The organism is Escherichia fergusonii ATCC 35469 (assembly GCF_000026225.1).
Lineage (GTDB): Bacteria > Pseudomonadota > Gammaproteobacteria > Enterobacterales > Enterobacteriaceae > Escherichia > Escherichia fergusonii.
Genome location: NC_011740.1, coordinates 1,432,876 through 1,451,112 on the forward strand (window position 1 = coordinate 1,432,876; position 18,237 = coordinate 1,451,112).

Here is an 18,237-nt window from a genome sequence, read left to right on the forward strand (position 1 = left end):
CACTTAAAACGTCAACTTGTAACGTTCTCAGGCTCTGCATTTCACTCTTCAGGCGTAACGGGAAGCGGCCAGCCGCCAAGACGTTTCCAGCGGTTAACGATTTCGCAAAACAGCATTGCCGTTTGTTCAGTGTCATACAGTGCTGAGTGTGCCTGAGTGCTATCGAATGCCATTCCCGCCGCAGTACAGGCTTTAGAGAGTACCGTCTGCCCTAGTGCAAGCCCGCTGAGTGCGGCGGTATCAAAGGTCACAAACGGATGAAAAGGGTTACGTTTGAGAGAAGCACGGTTGGCTGCTGCCATCAGAAAACCGTGATCGAAGGTCGCATTATGCGCAACCATAATGGCGCGGTTACAGCCTGTATCTTTAATGCCTTTACGCACCATTTTAAAGATGGCATGCAGGGCATCATATTCGCGTACTGCACCACGTTGTGGATCGTTCGGATCGATGCCGTTAAAGGCAAGGGCTTCCGGTTGCAGATTCGCCCCTTCGAAAGGTTCAACATGAAAATGCAACGTATTGTCCGGCATCAGCCAGCCTTGCTCATCCATTTTCAGCGTGATAGCAGCGATCTCAAGCAGTGCATCAGTTTTAGCGTTAAACCCTGCCGTTTCAACATCAATAACAACAGGATAATAACCACGAAAACGGTCACACAGACCGGTAAGTTGAGCGTTATCGGACATCTGATTCTCTTAATACGGATAAATTGCAGCGCGCATTATGACAAATATTACTTGCCGATGCAGTAAAGATGCGGGCGTGATGAGTTCACGCCCGGCAGAAGATTAGTTGCCCAGACCGCGACCGGCGTCTTTCTCTTCGATTAATTCAATTTTGTAACCGTCCGGATCTTCCACAAACGCGATAACCGTAGTGCCGCCTTTTACCGGACCCGCTTCACGGGTGACGTTACCGCCGTTCTGACGGATTTTTTCGCACGCTTCAGCGGCGTTATCTACGCTAAGCGCGATGTGACCATAAGCAGTGCCGAGTTCGTATTTATCCACGCCCCAGTTGTAGGTCAGTTCAATCACTGCTTCTTCGGTTTCCGGGCCATAGCCAACAAACGCCAGTGAGTATTTGTATTCCGGGTTTTCGCTGGTACGCAGCAGTTTCATGCCCAGTACTTTGGTATAAAAATCGATGGAGCGTTGCAGATCGCCAACGCGCAGCATGGTATGAAGAAGACGCATCTTTATATCCTCAAAATGGCTAACAGATTCAAAATGTTGTTTTAGTATAGCGGCGGCTTTGCGCCGCTCGCAATGTTGGATTACAGCGTCGGGTAATCGGTATAGCCTTCCGCGCCGCCACCGTAGAAACTTTCGGCACGCTGTGGGTTAAGCTCAGCTTTGCGCTGCAAGCGGGCAACCAAATCCGGGTTCGCAATCCAGTCACGACCAAATGCCACCGCATCAATCAATCCTTTGCCGATCAACGTTTCGGCTTTTTCTACCGTGTAGGCACCTGCGCCGATAATCGGACCGAGGAAACGGGCGCGTACTTTTTCGCGGAACGCATCAGTATACGGTTGGCCTCCCGCCCAGTCCGGTTCGGACATATGCAGGTAAGCTATGCCACGTTTGCCCAGTTGTTCAATCAGATATAGTGCATCGGCTTCTTCATTTGGGCCATTATCCGTGTTCTGGAAAGTACCGATTGGCGAAACACGAATGCCAATGCGGTCGGCTCCCCATTCTTCAATCCCGGCATCGACCACTTCCAGCACCAGACGTGCGCGATTTTCCACGCTGCCGCCGTACTGATCGGTACGATGGTTTGAAGAAGGAGAAAGGAACTGATGCAGCAAATAACCGTGAGCAGAGTGGAGCTCCACCAGATCAAACCCGGCTTCACGCGCGTTAGCAATGGCCTGACGGAAATCATTGACGATACCCGGAATCTCTTCCAGTTCAAGCGCACGCGGCATGGATGTTTCAACGCGGATCGCCTGACCATTTTCATCGCGCAGAGAAGTACGTGTTCCCGCGCTAAGTGCTGAAGGCGCTACCGGTGCCTGACCGCCAGGTTGCAGGCTGGCGTGAGAAATGCGTCCGGTGTGCCACAGCTGCACGGCCATATGACCATTTTCAGCATGAACGCCAGCGGTGATTTTTTTCCATGCGGCAATTTGCTCCGGACTATGGATGCCAGGCGCGCCTGCATATCCTTTTGCCTGGGCAGAAATTTGCGTGGCTTCGCTAATAATCAAACCGGCACTGGCTCGTTGGCGATAGTATTCCGCCATCAACGGGGTAGGGATGTCACCCGGTTCAATACTGCGCAGACGCGTCAGCGGTGCCATAAAAATACGGTTTGCCGCCGTGATCGCGCCCACTTTCAGTGGGGAATACAGTTTTTCAGATGACATAAAGGCTCCCGGTGGTCTGGTGATAAAAAATGCCTGCTAAACGGCAGGCGTCGCAATAATGGTTTTTACATGGGCCAGCGCGTTTTCCAGTGGCTCGAAACTGCGCGAAATTTTGGCCTGCAAATTCGCGCCAAGCCACAGTGCGTAAAGCACTTGTGCCTGTTGCAGCGGTTCGCCACAAAAGGTTAAACAATGGTTCTCACGGCCATTTTCCAGCGCCTGAGAGAGCAGGGCGATCACGCCGCGAGCCCCTTTATCCATCGCGCTGCGCATATCTTCTGACAGATCGCACACTTCGGCAGAGAGTTTTACTGTCAGGCAACCACTGATGGTTCCATGTTGGCAAAACTGGTTCAGTGTTTGCTGGTAATAAGCCAGTATGCGGTCGCGGTAGTTACCTTCGCCGGATTGCAGCAACTCAGTCAGTCGCAGGTGATATGCGGCGTAATGGCGCTCAAGCATGGCAACGCCAAACGCTTCTTTAGAGCGAAAGTAGTGATAGAAGGACCCTTTCGGCACTTCAGCAGTTTTTAGTAATTCGCTTAGCCCCATCCCGGTGAATCCACGTTGCAGGCAAAGTTGTTCGCCCGTCGCCAGGAGATGTTCGCGAGTATCATGTTCGGTGTGTTTGTTCATGTGTTGGAGTGTAGTAGACCAGTCGGTCTAGTGCAAGCAAAGTTGCTACTTTGGGCATTAACAGCTTCAATAATGGTAATAATCTTATCTGAGGAGGGCGAGGTGGCGGAGCAATTAGAGTTCTTTCCCGTCCAGAGCCCGTGCCGGGGAATTTGCCAGTCTGACGAACGCGGATTTTGTCGCGGCTGTTTTCGTAGTCGGGATGAGCGTTTTAACTGGAATAAAATGAGCGATGGCGAAAAACAAGAGGTGCTGCGCCTTTGTCGGCAGCGATTAACGCGCAAATTACGTGCAAATAAGCCAGCGTCATCAGACGAACCGGAGCAACCATCACTCTTTTGAACATAATCTTGCGTATACTCCTCTCATATCTGATAAGAGGAAGCGATTATGGTTCAGCGTATTACTATTGCACCGCAAGGCCCGGAGTTTTCCCGTTTTGTGATGGGCTACTGGCGATTGATGGACTGGAATATGTCCGCCCGCCAGCTGGTCAGCTTTATTGAAGAGCATCTGGATCTCGGCGTAACTACCGTGGACCACGCTGATATTTATGGCGGCTATCAGTGCGAAGCAGCGTTTGGCGAGGCACTGAAACTGGCACCTCATCTGCGTGAACGGATGGAAATTGTCAGCAAATGCGGTATCGCGACGACCGCGCGTGAAGAAAATGTCATTGGTCATTATATTACTGACCGCGATCACATCATTAAGAGCGCCGAACAGTCGCTGATTAATCTCGCGACCGATCATCTGGATCTGCTGTTAATCCACCGACCAGACCCGTTAATGGATGCCGATGAAGTGGCAGACGCGTTTAAGCATCTGCATCAGAGCGGCAAAGTGCGTCATTTTGGCGTATCGAACTTTACGCCTGCGCAATTTGCGCTGTTGCAATCGCGTCTGCCGTTTACCCTTGCCACTAATCAGGTGGAAATATCCCCGGTGCATCAGCCGTTACTGTTGGATGGCACGCTCGACCAACTGCAGCAACTGCGTGTTCGTCCGATGGCGTGGTCCTGCCTTGGTGGTGGTCGTCTGTTTAATGATGATTATTTCCAGCCGCTGCGTGATGAACTGGCTGTGGTGGCGGAGGAGTTAAACGCGGGCTCTATTGAACAGGTGGTTTACGCCTGGGTGTTACGTTTACCGTCGCAGCCGCTGCCAATTATCGGCTCAGGTAAAATTGAGCGTGTACGGGCGGCTGTCGAAGCAGAAACATTGAAAATGACCCGTCAACAATGGTTCCGTATCCGTAAAGCAGCACTAGGTTACGACGTACCGTAAGCACTTTTAGGAATAGCCGCCGTTCAAAAATGTGTCACTGGTTTACACTTATTCAGGAATGCACAATGAACGGAGGTCCTATGAAACGTTTTAGTCTGGCCATTCTGGCGCTGGTTGTTGCGACCGGCGCACAAGCTGCCAGTGAAAAAGTCGAGATGAACCTCGTTACGTCGCAAGGGGTTGGGCAGACAATTGGTAGCGTCACCATTACTGAAACCGATAAAGGTCTGGAGTTTTCGCCCGATCTGAAAGCATTACCTCCCGGTGAACATGGCTTCCATATTCATGCAAAAGGAAGCTGCCAGCCAGCCACCAAAGATGGAAAAGCCAGCGCCGCGGAATCCGCAGGCGGGCATCTTGATCCACAAAATACCGGTAAACATGAAGGGCCAGAAGGTGCCGGACATTTAGGCGATCTGCCTGCACTGGTAGTCAATAATGACGGCAAAGCTACCGATGCTGTCATCGCGCCTCGTCTGAAATCACTGGATGAAATCAAAGACAAAGCACTGATGGTTCACGTTGGCGGCGATAATATGTCCGATCAACCTAAACCGCTGGGCGGTGGCGGTGAACGCTATGCCTGTGGAGTGATTAAGTAACTAAGAGCCCAGCGTACCTTGCGCCGGCGCGTGCTCAAGTTGCGAAAGCGAGCAGTGCAGTCGCCAGACAATTGCCGCCAGCTCCTGGGCGGCAGGTTGATGATGACGGACAAGTGCATCACAAATACGTTGTAACTCTTCAAGCGTGGCAGCCAGCGAACGTTGCTGAACGCCACGCTCACTCATCACTCCCCGCAGCAATGCAATACAGTTATCCCTGACACGCGCAAGTGGATCTGAGCGTGACTCCCAGTCACGCAATTGCCAGACCACATGTGAACAATTCAGTAGTACGACTCCCCAACGTAACAACCAGCGGCGGGCTGGCGCATCCTGACTATTACTTAGCTGACTGACATGATGGTAAGTCAGAGATTCAAACTCGCTTTCGCTAAGTGAAGGGCGACGGCTAAGCTGATCAACAAAATTACGGCGTAACGCGCGAATATGGCGGCGACTTTTGCGCGCGTCAGAACCTGGACGAAGGGTTGCGAAGGCCAGCCACGCGATGCCAACACCGACAATTTTCGCGGTATTGTCATTAAGAAAATCAGCAAAATCATAAACCGGCGGGTTGGTAACAGAGATAAATGATCCCATGAAAACAATGAGCTGCCCCCATAATGCCGCCAGTTTAGGCATTTGTAGCTTAAGCAATTGCATTGTGGTCAGTAAAGGAAACAAAAAGAACAAAAATTGCCACAACTCACTAATTTGTACCATCAGCCCGAATTTCACCACAAAACTGAATAACGAAAGTAGAACCAGAGTAAGCATCAGTAATGAAAGTGATTTAAAGGGGGCCGCAACAGCTGAGTAGAGTACGCAACTTATGGCTGCGAGCGTTAATGCACCTGAACCATATTCCCACTGTGCTCCAATACTCCATGCGCCGATTACCATTAACGTACTGAAGGTACGCAATCCACTCCACGCAGCTTCGGCATTATCAGTATGGCGGGCGAGTGCTGGCGTCCGGGTTATTGAGATTTGCTCTGGTGCAGCTCCGTTTTGCATCATTTGTAGCTGCTGGCTGCTTTTCAGAAATAATCTCGCAAAATATCTCAGTCGTAGCCAGAAGGCGACATGGCGGTAATCACTTTTATCATATGGATAAAGTGGAGCAAGGAGCCGCGCAACGGTATAAAAATGCGTATGTGGATCGGCTAGAGCAGTAAGAAGATTTTCAATAACTTTTCGCGTATTGTCAGGCGGTGAGGGCCAGTTAACCAGCATCCTTCTCTGACTGGAAATAACACTGGTTAACCGAAGTTGCCGATGCAACAACGCATTCAACAGGGCGTTATGGCGACGGAAACGGTAGTGACTCCAGAAGGCCTGAATACGCAGAAGATTCATGGTTAAAATCTGTCCAATAACACCTTCATGTGCTGAGCGAATGGCTTCTGTTGTTTCCGGTTGCCACAACAGCCGGGCATGTTCCAGCAGGCGGGCATTCATATTCTTTAATGAGGTTAAAAGTGTGGTGCCATCGGAGGTGCTGGGCAAAACCATCATCATCATCGCCCCACATAAGATCCCCACAATCACTTCACAGACCCGCGCCTGGGCGATATCCCAGAGTTGGGTGCTTTCGGTAATATTGATCATCGGGAAGGCAATGATTGCTGCGGTATAGCCTGCCAGTTGAAAAGCGTAAGCAACGTTATTACTGAAGTGCGCGCAAGCCCAGGTGCAAAATCCAATCCATGCCGACATGCTCAGTAGAAAAAACCAGGGTTCATTCAGAGTATGCCCGGCGAGAAGAAGCGCTGCGGTGGCACCAAGCAGGCTTCCTCCGATTCGACCAAAACTTTTACTGATAACACCACCAACCGTAGGAAAGCTCACTACTGCAGCAGAGGTCATTGCCCAATAAGGTTCGTCAAGATCGAAATAGTAAGCCACCGTCAATGCCAGACACATAGCAATGCAATTTCTTAGTGCATAGCGCCATTGTGCAGTTGTAGCCCGTATCCAGGGGGCATTTCGGAGGCTGGGAACTTTCATTTATTGGCCAATCGCCACGCTGCATGTTGTGCCAGCAACCAGAGTTACATCTTTGGGCAGGTGATTGAATTCGATGCGTACGGGCACCCGTTGTGCCAGACGAACCCAGGGCACATTAGGTTTGATATCGGGTACCAGACCAGAATCACTCTCGACACTCTGATCATATATAGCTCGCCCAATGCTGGAAACGTGACCCTGTAACTTCACATTGCCACTGTATAAAGTGATTTGGGCAGGAGCACCTTCACGAATATGTTGCAGTTTAGTTTCTTCAAAATACCCCATGACATAAAACGATTTGCTGTCAATGAGGGCGAAAAGAGGAGTTCCGGTGGTCGCGTAATCGCCAACGCGGGTGGACAGATTTGTGACCCAACCTGCTACAGGAGCACGAACTTCCGTTTGTGCCAGTTGCCATTGCGCCTGTTTTAACGAAGCTTTGGCTTCATCTACACTGGCCTGCATTGCTTTAACGTTCAAATTTGCAGTATCCAGCTCTTCAACAGAAATAAATTTTTGTGATAAATGGCGACGGCGTGTCGCTTCGTTGTTTGCCTTTGCTAAATCCGACTGCGCTTTCGCCAGCTGGGCCTCGGCGTTCAGTTCTGCAATTTTAAAGGGCGTATTATCAATGATAAATAAGACGTCATTGGCATTAACAAATTGATTATCCTTAACATTTAATTTACTAATCCGACCAGAAACTTGTGGGGCGACACTCACTTGTTCAGCACGGATTTTGCCATCACGCGTCCAGGGCGACTGCATGTAATAATTCCATAACCACCAACCCGCCAGGATAGCGATAGTTGCGATGGCAATAGTTGAAAAATACTTAACTGTTTTAAGCGACATATTCACCACACAATTAACAAGACCAGTCCAAGGCAGACGCTAAGGATAAAAAGGGATAAATCCATAAGCAGGGGATGCCATATTTCACCCGAATAGATCCACTCACGAAGTAGTCGGTGAATAACTAACCAGATAATGAAACCCACTGCAAACGCCTTGAAAATAGGAGGGAAGTAAACCGATGCACCAATCACCAGATCTTGAAGCGGTAATCCTGTTTCGTTAAGTATAAACTTCACGAGAAATATTCCTTTGCGTCAGTTAACGCGGTTTTTTTGTTGGTAAAATTCCGATGCAAAATGAGTGTTTTTTTCGTGTAATTTCTGAAAAATATGCCTGAGATTAATTAAATGGCGTAATATATTTGTTTTAGTAATGGAATTGCTGCAAACTATTATAAATGAGCATAATATCTTAGCAAGCTAATTATAAGGAGATGAAATTGGAATCGCCACTAGGTTCTGATCTGGCACGGTTGGTGCGCATATGGCGTGCTCTGATAGACCATCGCCTGAAACCTCTGGAATTAACTCAGACGCACTGGGTGACGCTACACAGCATTCATCAATTGCCGCCTGAACAATCACAAATTCAACTGGCTAAAGCGATTGGCATCGAACAGCCTTCCCTGGTGCGCACCTTAGATCAACTCGAAGAAAAAGGGTTGATTTCACGTCAGACCTGCGCGAGCGATCGCCGGGCAAAACGCATTAAGTTGACGGAAAAAGCCGAGCCACTTATTGCAGATATGGAAGCGGTGATCAACAAAACGCGCAGTGAAATTCTTGAAGGTATCGCACCAGAAGAAATTGAACTGTTGGTCAAACTGATTGCCCGACTTGAACACAACATCATTACGCTACAGGCGCAAGGATAAACTTCAGATAATTAAGGGGGCAGTAGTTGCCCCCTTTTGTCATTATTAGCGAGGAGAAACAGTGACCTGGCTACCGTTGCTTGCCAGTACGACACGTTGACCTGCGGAGAAATGGGTGCTCCCTTGTTTCTGCACGACCATGATGGTTTTGCCATCATCCTTACGGATTTCCAGCTCCACACCATCAGTTTTGTTCAGCGCACTCTGCACGCCCTGGCCTGCGACCCCACCTGCAACAGCTCCCGCTGCAGTTGCCAGTGAACGACCTGTGCCGCCTCCTACGGTATTACCCAGGAAACCACCGAGAACCGCACCGCCAATAGCGCCGATGACATTCGCATCATCACCACCTTGAATTTTTACCGGGCGGACATTAACAATTGTACCGTAGCTGACATTCTGAATCTGCTTTGCTTCAGAGGCAGTATAGACATCCCCTGAAAGGGTGTCATTGTTCACACAACCTACTAAAGAAAGACCAACCATTGACATAATGAGCGCACGTTTAATCATTGAAAAATCTCCTGTTTACCATAAAACGCCACACTGGCATCCCTCTCAGTAAAGTCTATGATATTTGTCGTATCTGGATGATAGGATCGTCCAGAACGGTGACGAAATCATGATGAGAATCGGGTAATCTTATTATAAACAACTCATTCACTAAAATTATTAATTTCACGTAAACCACAGGCTAAAACAGCTAAAAAAATAGCTGAAGCATGGCATTGACGAGGCGTTTGTGGTGGAGTGTGACAGATAAATTATGCTGCATAAGGAAGGCCTATGAGATCCGGTCGTTATATTGGCGTTATGTCAGGAACCAGCCTTGATGGAGTTGATGTGGTGCTGGCGGCGATAGATGAAAACATGGTGGCGCAGCAAGCCAGCCTGAGTTGGCCTATCCCGGTCGAACTCAAACAGGCCGTGCTGGATATTTGCCAGGGCCAACAACTCACACTTTCTCAGTTTGGACAACTCGATACCCGATTAGGCATCTTGTTTGCTGATGCCGTAAATGGTTTGCTGGCACAAGAAAACCTACAACCGCAGGATATCGTGGCAATAGGCTGCCACGGTCAAACGGTCTGGCATGAACCACAAGGCCCGGCTCCCCATACTTTGCAAATTGGTGATAACAATCAGATCGTTGCCCGTACAGGCATCACCGTTGTCGGGGATTTTCGTCGCCGTGATATCGCGCTCGGTGGACAAGGCGCACCACTGGTGCCGGCGTTTCATCATGCACTGTTAGCACATCCTACCGAACGACGGATGGTGCTAAATATTGGGGGTATTGCCAATCTGTCAATGCTTCTCCCCGGACAACCAGTACGGGGTTACGACACCGGTCCTGGTAACATGTTGATGGATGCCTGGATCTGGCGGCAGTGTGCCAAACCGTATGATAAAGATGCTCAGTGGGCCTGTGAAGGGAATGTCGTGTTACCGTTGTTACAGCAAATGCTTAACGATCCCTACTTTGCCGCACCAGCACCAAAAAGTACCGGGCGTGAATACTTCAATTATGGCTGGCTGGAACGTCATCTACAGAAATTCCCAGGACTGCGGTCGCGGGACGTTCAGGCGACACTGGCAGAACTTACTGCTGTGACTATCTCCGAGCAAGTCTTGTTGAGCGGAGGCTGCGATCGCCTGATGGTGTGTGGCGGAGGAAGTCGCAATCCATTAGTAATGGCGCGTCTGGCTGGTTTACTGCCTGGCACAGAGGTGACCACAACAGATACGGCAGGTATCAGTGGTGATGATATGGAGGCTTTAGCTTTTGCATGGCTTGCCTGGCGAACACTGGCTGGTCTGGCGGGCAATTTACCGTCGGTCACTGGCGCCAGTGAGGCGACAGTGCTTGGCGCAATTTTTCCAGCTAATCCCCCGCGAACTCAGAGTTAACTGAATTTTTCTTAGTCATACTGCCGTTACACTAGGAATGTTAGGGAGGGCGTTTTGCCCTCCGGACCAGGAAAGTCTTCAGGATGCTGCTATGAAAAAACTGTTACTCCTTTGCTTACCGCTGATTCTTACAGGCTGTAGTGCTTTTAATCAGTTTGTTGAGACGTTGCAAACCGAGACGCTGGAATACCAGTGTGATGAAAAACCGTTGACAGTAAAACTGAATAATCCTCGCCAGGTGGTGAGTTTTGTCTACGATAATAAATTGCTTAATCTGAAACAGGGAATTTCAGCTTCAGGGACGCGTTATAGCGATGGAATTTATGTTTTCTGGTCGAAGGGTAACGAGGCGACGGTCTATAAACGTGACCGTATCGTCTTGAATAACTGCCAGTTACAAAATAACCAGCGTTGAGATTTTTCCAGGGGCGGCGCACAATAGCGTCACCCACTGACAATGAAAATCGAACGTATGTCTGATAACGATGAACTGCAGCAAATTGCTCATTTGCGCCGCGAATATACCAAAGGTGGTTTACGCCGCCGCGATCTTCCTGCCGATCCATTAACTCTTTTCGAACGTTGGTTGTCTCAGGCCTGTGAGGCCAAACTGGCTGATCCAACTGCGATGGTTGTCGCTACTGTTGATGAAAATGGTCAGCCTTATCAGCGAATTGTCTTACTCAAACATTACGATGAAAAAGGGATGGTGTTTTACACGAATCTGGGCAGTCGCAAAGCGCACCAGATTGAAAGTAATCCCCGAGTCAGTTTGCTTTTTCCATGGCATACCCTTGAGCGTCAGGTGATGGTGACTGGCAAAGCCGAACGCCTTTCAACGCTGGAGGTCGTAAAATATTTTCATAGCCGTCCTCGCGACAGCCAGATAGGGGCATGGGTGTCTAAACAATCCAGTCGTATTTCCGCTCGCGGTATTCTGGAGAGCAAATTCCTCGAACTGAAACAGAAATTCCAGCAAGGTGAAGTTCCATTGCCCAGTTTTTGGGGCGGTTTCCGCGTCAGTATGGAACAAATAGAGTTCTGGCAGGGTGGAGAACACCGTCTTCATGACCGCTTTTTATACCAGCGTGAAAACGACGCATGGAAAATTGACCGTCTCGCTCCCTGAAGATGCAAAAATCTTGTTTTAAGCGCTGGCACTCCTGATTCCGGCGCTTTATCCTATGTCTCTTTCGCATCTGGCGAAAAGTCGTGTACCGGCAAAGGTGCAGTCGTTATATACATGGAGATTTTGATGGCAAGCAGTAACTTGATTAAACAATTGCAAGAGCGGGGGCTGGTGGCCCAGGTGACGGATGAAGAAGCGTTAGCAGAGCGACTGGCGCAAGGCCCGATCGCGCTCTATTGCGGCTTCGATCCTACCGCTGACAGCTTGCATTTGGGGCATCTTGTTCCATTGTTATGCCTGAAACGCTTCCAGCAGGCGGGTCACAAGCCGGTTGCGCTGGTAGGTGGCGCAACGGGTCTGATTGGCGATCCGAGCTTTAAAGCTGCCGAGCGTAAACTGAACACAGAAGAAACTGTTCAGGAGTGGGTGGACAAAATCCGCAAACAGGTAGCCCCGTTCCTCGATTTCGACTGCGGAGAAAACTCTGCTATCGCGGCCAACAACTACGACTGGTTCGGCAATATGAATGTGCTGACCTTCCTGCGCGATATCGGTAAGCACTTCTCCGTTAACCAGATGATCAACAAAGAAGCGGTTAAGCAACGTCTCAACCGTGAAGATCAGGGTATTTCTTTTACTGAGTTTTCTTACAACCTGCTGCAGGGTTATGACTTTGCCTGCCTGAACAAGCTGTACGGTGTGTCGTTACAGATTGGCGGTTCAGACCAGTGGGGCAATATCACATCCGGTATCGATCTGACTCGCCGCCTGCATCAAAATCAGGTGTTTGGTCTGACCGTTCCGCTGATCACCAAAGCTGATGGTACTAAGTTTGGTAAAACCGAAGGTGGTGCTGTGTGGCTGGATCCGAAGAAAACCAGTCCGTATAAGTTCTACCAGTTCTGGATCAACACTGCCGACGCTGATGTCTACCGCTTCCTGAAGTTCTTCACTTTCATGAGCATTGAAGAAATTAATGCCCTTGAAGAAGAAGACAAAAACAGTGGCAAAGCACCGCGCGCTCAGTATGTGCTGGCGGAGCAGGTGACTCGTCTGGTTCACGGTGAAGAAGGTTTACAGGCCGCTAAACGTATTACCGAATGTTTGTTCAGTGGTTCTCTGAGCGCGCTGAGCGAGGCTGATTTCGAACAACTGGCGCAAGACGGCGTACCAATGGTCGAAATGGAAAAAGGCGCAGACCTGATGCAGGCGCTGGTCGATTCTGAACTGCAACCATCCCGTGGTCAGGCGCGTAAAACAATCGCTTCTAATGCCGTAACAATTAACGGTGAAAAACAGTCCGATCCTGAATATTTCTTCAAAGAAGAAGACCGTCTGTTTGGTCGCTTTACATTGTTACGTCGCGGTAAAAAGAATTACTGTCTGATTTGCTGGAAGTAATACTTTGAATTAGGGAGTGAGAAATCACTCCCTTATTTATTTGTTCAGGTACAAAAATGAAGAATATTCTCGCCATTCAATCTCACGTTGTCTTTGGTCATGCTGGTAATAGCGCTGCAGAATTTCCGATGCGCCGCCTGGGCGCTAATGTCTGGCCGTTAAATACCGTACAATTTTCAAACCACACGCAATATGGTAAATGGACGGGTTGTGTAATGCCTCCCAGCCATTTAACCGAAATCGTTCAGGGCATTGCCGCAATTAACAAATTGCAAACATGCGATGCTGTATTAAGCGGTTATCTTGGTTCAGCCGAGCAGGGCGAACATATTCTTGGTATTGTACGCCAGGTGAAAGAGGCTAATCCGCAGGCAAAATATTTCTGCGATCCGGTCATGGGGCACCCGGAAAAAGGGTGTATTGTTGCCCCTGGTGTGGCGGAATTCCATGTCAGATACTCTCTGCCAGCAAGCGATATTATTGCCCCGAATCTGGTTGAGCTGGAAATTCTTTGCGAACATCCGGTTCATAATGTTGCCGAAGCAGTCGCTGCGGCACGTGAACTAATTGCCAAAGGGCCGCAGATCGTTTTGGTAAAACATTTGGCTCGTGCAGGTTATAGTGCTGATCGCTTTGAAATGTTATTGGTCACCGCAGACGAAGCCTGGCATATCAGTCGCCCTCTGGTTGATTTTGGCGCACGCCAGCCTGTTGGTGTTGGCGATGTAACCAGCGGCTTACTCCTGGTGAAACTGTTGCAAGGCGCGACCCTACAACAGGCGCTGGAACATGTCACTGCTGCAGTGTATGAAATTATGCTGACAACGAAAGCAATGCAGGAGTATGAACTGCAAGTTGTCGCAGCTCAGGATCGCATTGCTAAACCTGAACATTATTTCAGTGCGACACAGCTTTAATTTTTGTCGCTATTCAAAACACTTATCCGGTCTGAGAGTGCATCAACAGAACCGGATAAGTGATTTATCTCGCCATCTGGCGTTAACGTTTACTTTAATCCTTCCGCTGACAGTGCCGCTTTAACTTTCGGGCGTTCTGCCATTCGCGTCATATATGAAGCGATATGATCTAAACCTTCCATATTCAGCTTAACGCCATATGCCCAACGCAAAACTGTGAACAGGTAAGCATCGGCAATGGTGAAACGTGCGCCACAAATCCACTGGTCATCTTTTAGCGCATCGTCAATGTAGTGCAGTTTCTTTTCAAGCTGCGCACGCACGGATGGCTTAAACTCTTCCGGTGTATCAGGACGAAACAGTGGCGTGAAGCCTTTGTGTAGCTCAGTGGCAATGTAATTCAGCCATTCGATGGTCTGGCGGGCAAGGGTATTAACAGGGGCCAGTAATTGATGATCAGGCACAAGGTCTGCCAGGTATTGCATAATAGCAACGCCTTCGGTGAGTAGCGCACCTTCATCAAGCAGCAGTGCCGGAACCTGACCTTTTGGATTGACAGCGAAGTAGTCATCGCCATTTTCCAGGCGTTTGTTCTGTAAATCCACACACTCCAGAGTGAAATCCTTACCACTCTCACGAAGGGTGATATGAGAAGCCAGTGAACAGGCGCCGGGTTTGTAAAACAGTTTCATCGCTAACTCCTTTTGACTGATTGAAAGATCATGGTAGTGCGCAAATGGGTAAAAAAAAAGCCGCTAACGCAAAGTTAGCGGCTTAAAAAAGCGTTTCCCTTAAAACTTACGCAGTCGCAGTTTTAGATGCTTTTTTGTCATCTGAATCGTCCTGAGTCATACGATTCAGTTTCGGAGCAGTCAGCAGCATCAGGACAGCAATTACCGCAGTAACGATACCGATCTGCATAAATACGCGACCATAGACTTCCAGAGACATCAGTGGATCGGAAACATTTTCTGGTACAGCCATCATGTTGGCAACATAACCGCCAATGATGTTGGCACCGGCAGTGGTCAGGAACCAGCTACCCATAATAAAGCCCATCAGACGCTGTGGAACGAGCTGAGCAACCATTGCCAGACCCAGACCAGAAATCATCAGTTCACCGATACTCTGCAGGCCGTAGCTTGCCACCAGCCAGCCAGAGGAAACGATACCCGCGTCAGTGGCGAATTTTGCACCCAGTGGCAGGATCAGGAACGCACCGGAGCACATCACCATACCGATAGCGAACTTAGTTGGCATCGGCAGAGTATCGCCCATCTTGTTATACAGAGCGGCCAGAATAGGGCTACCAATGATGATCCAGAACGGGTTAAGTGCCTGGTACTGTTCAGGTACAACCGTCATGCCCAGAATGGTGTGTTCAACGTTACGAATCGCAAAGAAGTTCAGTGACGTTGGCATCTGGCTATAAAGCACGAAGAAGATAATGGCTTCTAGCATCAGGATGAATGCAACGATCATTTTACGACGTGCAGCACCTTTCATGGCGATAGCTTCTTTACCAAAGATAAAGACGATACCCAGAGCAACAACGCCCAGTGCCATGCGTGCAATTTCCTGGTTGTGCAGCAGCCAGGTAGCGATCGCGATCAGTGCAATAACACCGATGATGGTCAGCAACAGGTTACGGTAGTTAACTGGCGCGAAGTCAGGTTTGGAACCGTACTGTTTAACCCAACGTTGGCAGAAAGCGAAGTTAACGATGGTAATAATCAGGCCCACTACGCTCAGTGCGAATGCTACGCTCCAGCCATACCGGTCAGCCAGCCATGGTGTTGCCAGCATGGAGAAGAAAGAACCGATGTTGACGGACATATAGTACATGGTAAATGCACCGTCCAGACGCGGATCATCTTTCGCATAGCAGGTAGAAAGCAGGGAGGATGGGTTAGCTTTAAACAAGCCGTTACCCACAGCGATTGCTGCCATACCCATATAGACAACACCGACATCGTGCCCGGACCATGCAACAAGCCCATAACCGATAGCCAGAACGATTGCACCAAGCATGATGACACGCTTAGTACCCAGTACTTTGTCGCCCAACCAGCCGCCGATAGCGACCAGACCGTAAACGAGAGCACTAAATGAGGAGAACAGGGTGATCGAATCCGCTTCAGACATACCCAGTTGTTTAACCAGGTAAACAGCCATAATTCCTTGCAGGCCGTAGTAACCGAAACGTTCCCAGAGCTCAATCGAGAAGATGAGATAGAACGCCTTAGGTTGTTTGAAAGCGTTCAAACTCACGCTTTCAGTTGGTTTATTGTTTGCAGTTGACACTTTAACCTCTTTTTTTACATCCCATATTAACGGGGGTGTTCTGGCACGTTATGCCGTCAGTACATTCGTGCATTGTTATAGTGGGAGGGGAAACGGCAGGTAATGTTCCCTGGATTACATTTTCAGACAAGTCTTTTGTAATAATCCGTTACATTTATCATGGATGGATGATTCCTCGGTTACCTCAAATGTTATCCAGCGTTAAATTTTTTCATTTCCGCAATGGCAGTTTTTTACTCTGCAAGTTGGTTAAGGTAATGCTTGGAATGGAATTATATTTTGCTTGGTTACGCAAAACATAGTGATATAGGCCAGCAAGTGGCTAATAGCCAGTGTAATCTTTTGTATAAAAAATCTTACAGATGATTATTCATTTCAGGATTTCACCGGAATCACCCTTTTTTTTAACACCAGTAGTACATTGTGATTTGAGTCACATATAGATAGAAAATTTCGCTATTAAAAGAACTATCAACCTGCAAACGTGGTTAATCACCAGCAGATTGTCTGATGAAGAGGTAACGAAGCGGCATCATTAACCAGATGAGAGCAATAGCAGGGGGAGTGACGTCGGGGCGCGTGAGCACGCCCCGCGAGGTATCAAATATCGACTTTCTCTTTGTATTCACAAAGATCTTCAATGATACATGAGCCGCAGCGTGGTTTACGGGCGATGCAGGTATAACGACCATGCAAAATAAGCCAGTGGTGACAATCTACTTTGAACTCCGCTGGTACTACTTTCAGCAGCTTCTCTTCCACCTGTTCGACATTTTTACCTGGCGCAAACTGCGTACGGTTACAGACGCGGAAAATATGAGTATCAACCGCGATAGTCGGCCAGCCGAAAGCGGTATTGAGCACTACATTGGCCGTTTTTCTGCCCACACCAGGCAAAGCTTCCAGTGCCGCGCGATCTTCTGGTACTTCACCGTTATGTTTCTCCAGCAGAATACGGCAGGTCTTAATCACATTTTCTGCTTTAGTGTTGAATAAGCCGATAGTTTTGATATATGACTTCAGGCCTTCAACACCCAACTCCAGCATCGCAGCGGGCGTATTAGCAACTGGATAGAGCTTTGCTGTGGCTTTATTAACGCTGACATCCGTCGCCTGGGCTGAAAGTAGTACTGCGATTAACAGTTCAAACGGTGAAGAAAAATTGAGTTCAGTTGTTGGATGTGGATTGTTATCACGCAGGCGCGTGAGGATCTCCACTCTTTTAGTTTGATTCATCAGACTTTCCCTGTTTCGCCTGCTGGTATTTCATTCACAACAGTTTTTGCACGGCGCTTTTTCATTTTTTCATCGATAAGATATTTACCTGCCAGCATTAGTCCAAGGCCGATAAACGCACCTGGCGGCAACATTGCCAGCAGGAAAGGGGAATCGGTATGGAAAATTTCGACACGTAAGACTTTGGCCCAATTGCCCAGTAGCGCATCGGCGCCATCAAACAACGTGCCATTACCAATAATTTCACGCATGGCGCCGAGAACAAACATTGCGCCAGTTGCCCCCATTCCAATTGCAAAACCATCCAGTGCCGAAAGTGCAGGGCCTTTTTTCGCCGCAAAGGCTTCTGCACGACCAACGACGATACAGTTCGTAACAATAAGCGGAATAAAGATCCCCAGCGACTGATAAAGACCAAATGCATAGGCGTTGATCAACATTTGCACTGCGCTTACCACCGAAGCGATGATCATGACATAAATCGGGATACGGATCTCTGTTGGTGTCCAACGACGTAGCGTCGAAATCGTCAGATTGGTTAGAGTCAGCACCAGCGTCGTTGCCAGCCCTAATCCAAGCGCGTTTGTCGCTGTAGAAGTGACCGCCAATAAAGGACACATGCCGAGCAGCTGCACCAGAGCAGAGTTGTTTTTCCACAATCCCTGGACAATGACATCTTTAATTTCGCTCAT

At 48.8% G+C, this 18,237-nt stretch carries 21 protein-coding genes; 9 read left to right on the forward strand and 12 right to left on the reverse strand.

Translation table 11 applies throughout. From position 1 onward, the window contains the following. Positions 1 to 41: 41 nt before the first annotated feature. The 4 genes from rnt to nemR form a co-directional block, all read right to left on the reverse strand. The gene (rnt, locus tag EFER_RS07040; RefSeq protein ID WP_001282299.1) at positions 42 to 689 is read right to left on the reverse strand and encodes a ribonuclease T; all 648 of its coding nucleotides are present in this window, start codon (positions 687 to 689) and stop codon (positions 42 to 44) included. 102 nt (positions 690 to 791) lie between these two features. After that, the gene (gene gloA / locus EFER_RS07045) at positions 792 to 1,199 is read right to left on the reverse strand and encodes a lactoylglutathione lyase (RefSeq protein WP_001237796.1); all 408 of its coding nucleotides are present in this window, start codon (positions 1,197 to 1,199) and stop codon (positions 792 to 794) included. An 80-nt stretch (positions 1,200 to 1,279) separates the two neighbouring features. Then, positions 1,280 to 2,377, reverse strand: a complete 1,098-nt coding sequence (gene nemA, locus EFER_RS07050) for an N-ethylmaleimide reductase (RefSeq protein WP_000093594.1) — start codon at positions 2,375 to 2,377, stop codon at positions 1,280 to 1,282. A 36-nt stretch (positions 2,378 to 2,413) separates the two neighbouring features. Next, positions 2,414 to 3,013 carry a DNA-binding transcriptional regulator NemR gene (nemR, locus tag EFER_RS07055; protein ID WP_001032929.1) on the reverse strand — a complete coding sequence of 200 codons (600 nt, stop codon included), beginning with the start codon at positions 3,011 to 3,013 and terminating at the stop codon, positions 2,414 to 2,416. A gap of 102 nt (positions 3,014 to 3,115) precedes the next feature. Between nemR and EFER_RS07060 the strand changes: the two genes are divergently transcribed. The 3 genes from EFER_RS07060 (at position 3,116) to sodC (ending at position 4,902) form a co-directional block, all read left to right on the forward strand. Then, complete coding sequence (locus EFER_RS07060) at positions 3,116 to 3,355, forward strand: DUF1289 domain-containing protein (RefSeq protein WP_046082595.1); 240 nt, start codon at positions 3,116 to 3,118, stop codon at positions 3,353 to 3,355. Between the two features lie 48 nt (positions 3,356 to 3,403). Further along, entirely contained in the window at positions 3,404 to 4,300 is an 897-nt protein-coding gene (locus EFER_RS07065) for an aldo/keto reductase (protein WP_000250656.1), read from the forward strand. Between the two features lie 80 nt (positions 4,301 to 4,380). Next, positions 4,381 to 4,902 carry a superoxide dismutase [Cu-Zn] SodC gene (sodC, locus tag EFER_RS07070; protein ID WP_002431560.1) on the forward strand — a complete coding sequence of 174 codons (522 nt, stop codon included), beginning with the start codon at positions 4,381 to 4,383 and terminating at the stop codon, positions 4,900 to 4,902. Here the strand turns inward: sodC and EFER_RS07075 are convergent, their stop codons facing one another. From EFER_RS07075 to EFER_RS07085, 3 genes are read right to left on the reverse strand one after another with little or no spacing between them, the layout of a single operon-like run. Further along, on the reverse strand, positions 4,903 to 6,912 hold the full coding sequence (locus EFER_RS07075) for an FUSC family protein (RefSeq protein ID WP_000867882.1): 2,010 nt from the start codon (positions 6,910 to 6,912) through the stop codon (positions 4,903 to 4,905). It abuts the gene before it with no gap. Then, complete coding sequence (locus EFER_RS07080) at positions 6,913 to 7,770, reverse strand: efflux RND transporter periplasmic adaptor subunit (RefSeq protein WP_000054161.1); 858 nt, start codon at positions 7,768 to 7,770, stop codon at positions 6,913 to 6,915. A 2-nt stretch (positions 7,771 to 7,772) separates the two neighbouring features. Beyond that, a complete protein-coding gene (locus EFER_RS07085; RefSeq protein ID WP_000668781.1) occupies positions 7,773 to 8,009 on the reverse strand; it encodes a DUF1656 domain-containing protein in 237 nt (78 codons plus the stop codon). Between the two features lie 197 nt (positions 8,010 to 8,206). On the opposite strand from EFER_RS07085, the gene slyA reads away from it, so the two are divergent. Continuing rightward, complete coding sequence (slyA, locus tag EFER_RS07090) at positions 8,207 to 8,647, forward strand: transcriptional regulator SlyA (protein WP_000764576.1); 441 nt, start codon at positions 8,207 to 8,209, stop codon at positions 8,645 to 8,647. Between the two features lie 45 nt (positions 8,648 to 8,692). Here the strand turns inward: slyA and slyB are convergent, their stop codons facing one another. Beyond that, positions 8,693 to 9,160, reverse strand: a complete 468-nt coding sequence (gene slyB / locus EFER_RS07095; protein WP_000595672.1) for an outer membrane lipoprotein SlyB — start codon at positions 9,158 to 9,160, stop codon at positions 8,693 to 8,695. 273 nt (positions 9,161 to 9,433) lie between these two features. Here slyB and anmK point away from each other — a divergent pair, with 273 nt between their 5' ends. The 5 genes from anmK (at position 9,434) to pdxY (ending at position 14,005) form a co-directional block, all read left to right on the forward strand. Continuing rightward, on the forward strand, positions 9,434 to 10,558 hold the full coding sequence (anmK, locus tag EFER_RS07100) for an anhydro-N-acetylmuramic acid kinase (RefSeq protein ID WP_001256262.1): 1,125 nt from the start codon (positions 9,434 to 9,436) through the stop codon (positions 10,556 to 10,558). Between the two features lie 91 nt (positions 10,559 to 10,649). Beyond that, positions 10,650 to 10,973 (forward strand): C-type lysozyme inhibitor, encoded by a 324-nt coding sequence (mliC, locus tag EFER_RS07105; protein WP_000734958.1) that lies wholly within the window; start codon positions 10,650 to 10,652, stop codon positions 10,971 to 10,973. 57 nt (positions 10,974 to 11,030) lie between these two features. Beyond that, positions 11,031 to 11,687, forward strand: coding sequence for a pyridoxamine 5'-phosphate oxidase (gene pdxH, locus EFER_RS07110; RefSeq protein ID WP_015953371.1), 657 nt, complete (start codon positions 11,031 to 11,033; stop codon positions 11,685 to 11,687). A 126-nt stretch (positions 11,688 to 11,813) separates the two neighbouring features. Next, on the forward strand, positions 11,814 to 13,088 hold the full coding sequence (tyrS, locus tag EFER_RS07115) for a tyrosine--tRNA ligase (protein ID WP_002431557.1): 1,275 nt from the start codon (positions 11,814 to 11,816) through the stop codon (positions 13,086 to 13,088). Positions 13,089 to 13,144: 56 nt separating this feature from the next. Then, positions 13,145 to 14,005, forward strand: coding sequence for a pyridoxal kinase PdxY (pdxY, locus tag EFER_RS07120; protein ID WP_000789727.1), 861 nt, complete (start codon positions 13,145 to 13,147; stop codon positions 14,003 to 14,005). A gap of 89 nt (positions 14,006 to 14,094) precedes the next feature. Here the strand turns inward: pdxY and gstA are convergent, their stop codons facing one another. The 4 genes from gstA to EFER_RS07140 all read right to left on the reverse strand — a co-directional run bounded on the left by gstA (position 14,095) and on the right by EFER_RS07140 (position 18,237). After that, complete coding sequence (gstA, locus tag EFER_RS07125; RefSeq protein WP_000765731.1) at positions 14,095 to 14,697, reverse strand: glutathione transferase GstA; 603 nt, start codon at positions 14,695 to 14,697, stop codon at positions 14,095 to 14,097. 106 nt (positions 14,698 to 14,803) lie between these two features. After that, entirely contained in the window at positions 14,804 to 16,309 is a 1,506-nt protein-coding gene (gene dtpA, locus EFER_RS07130) for a dipeptide/tripeptide permease DtpA (protein WP_000100917.1), read from the reverse strand. A gap of 600 nt (positions 16,310 to 16,909) precedes the next feature. Beyond that, positions 16,910 to 17,545, reverse strand: coding sequence for an endonuclease III (gene nth, locus EFER_RS07135; RefSeq protein ID WP_001076952.1), 636 nt, complete (start codon positions 17,543 to 17,545; stop codon positions 16,910 to 16,912). Beyond that, complete coding sequence (locus EFER_RS07140; protein ID WP_001289670.1) at positions 17,545 to 18,237, reverse strand: electron transport complex subunit E; 693 nt, start codon at positions 18,235 to 18,237, stop codon at positions 17,545 to 17,547. Before EFER_RS07140 ends, nth begins: the two co-directional genes overlap by 1 nt.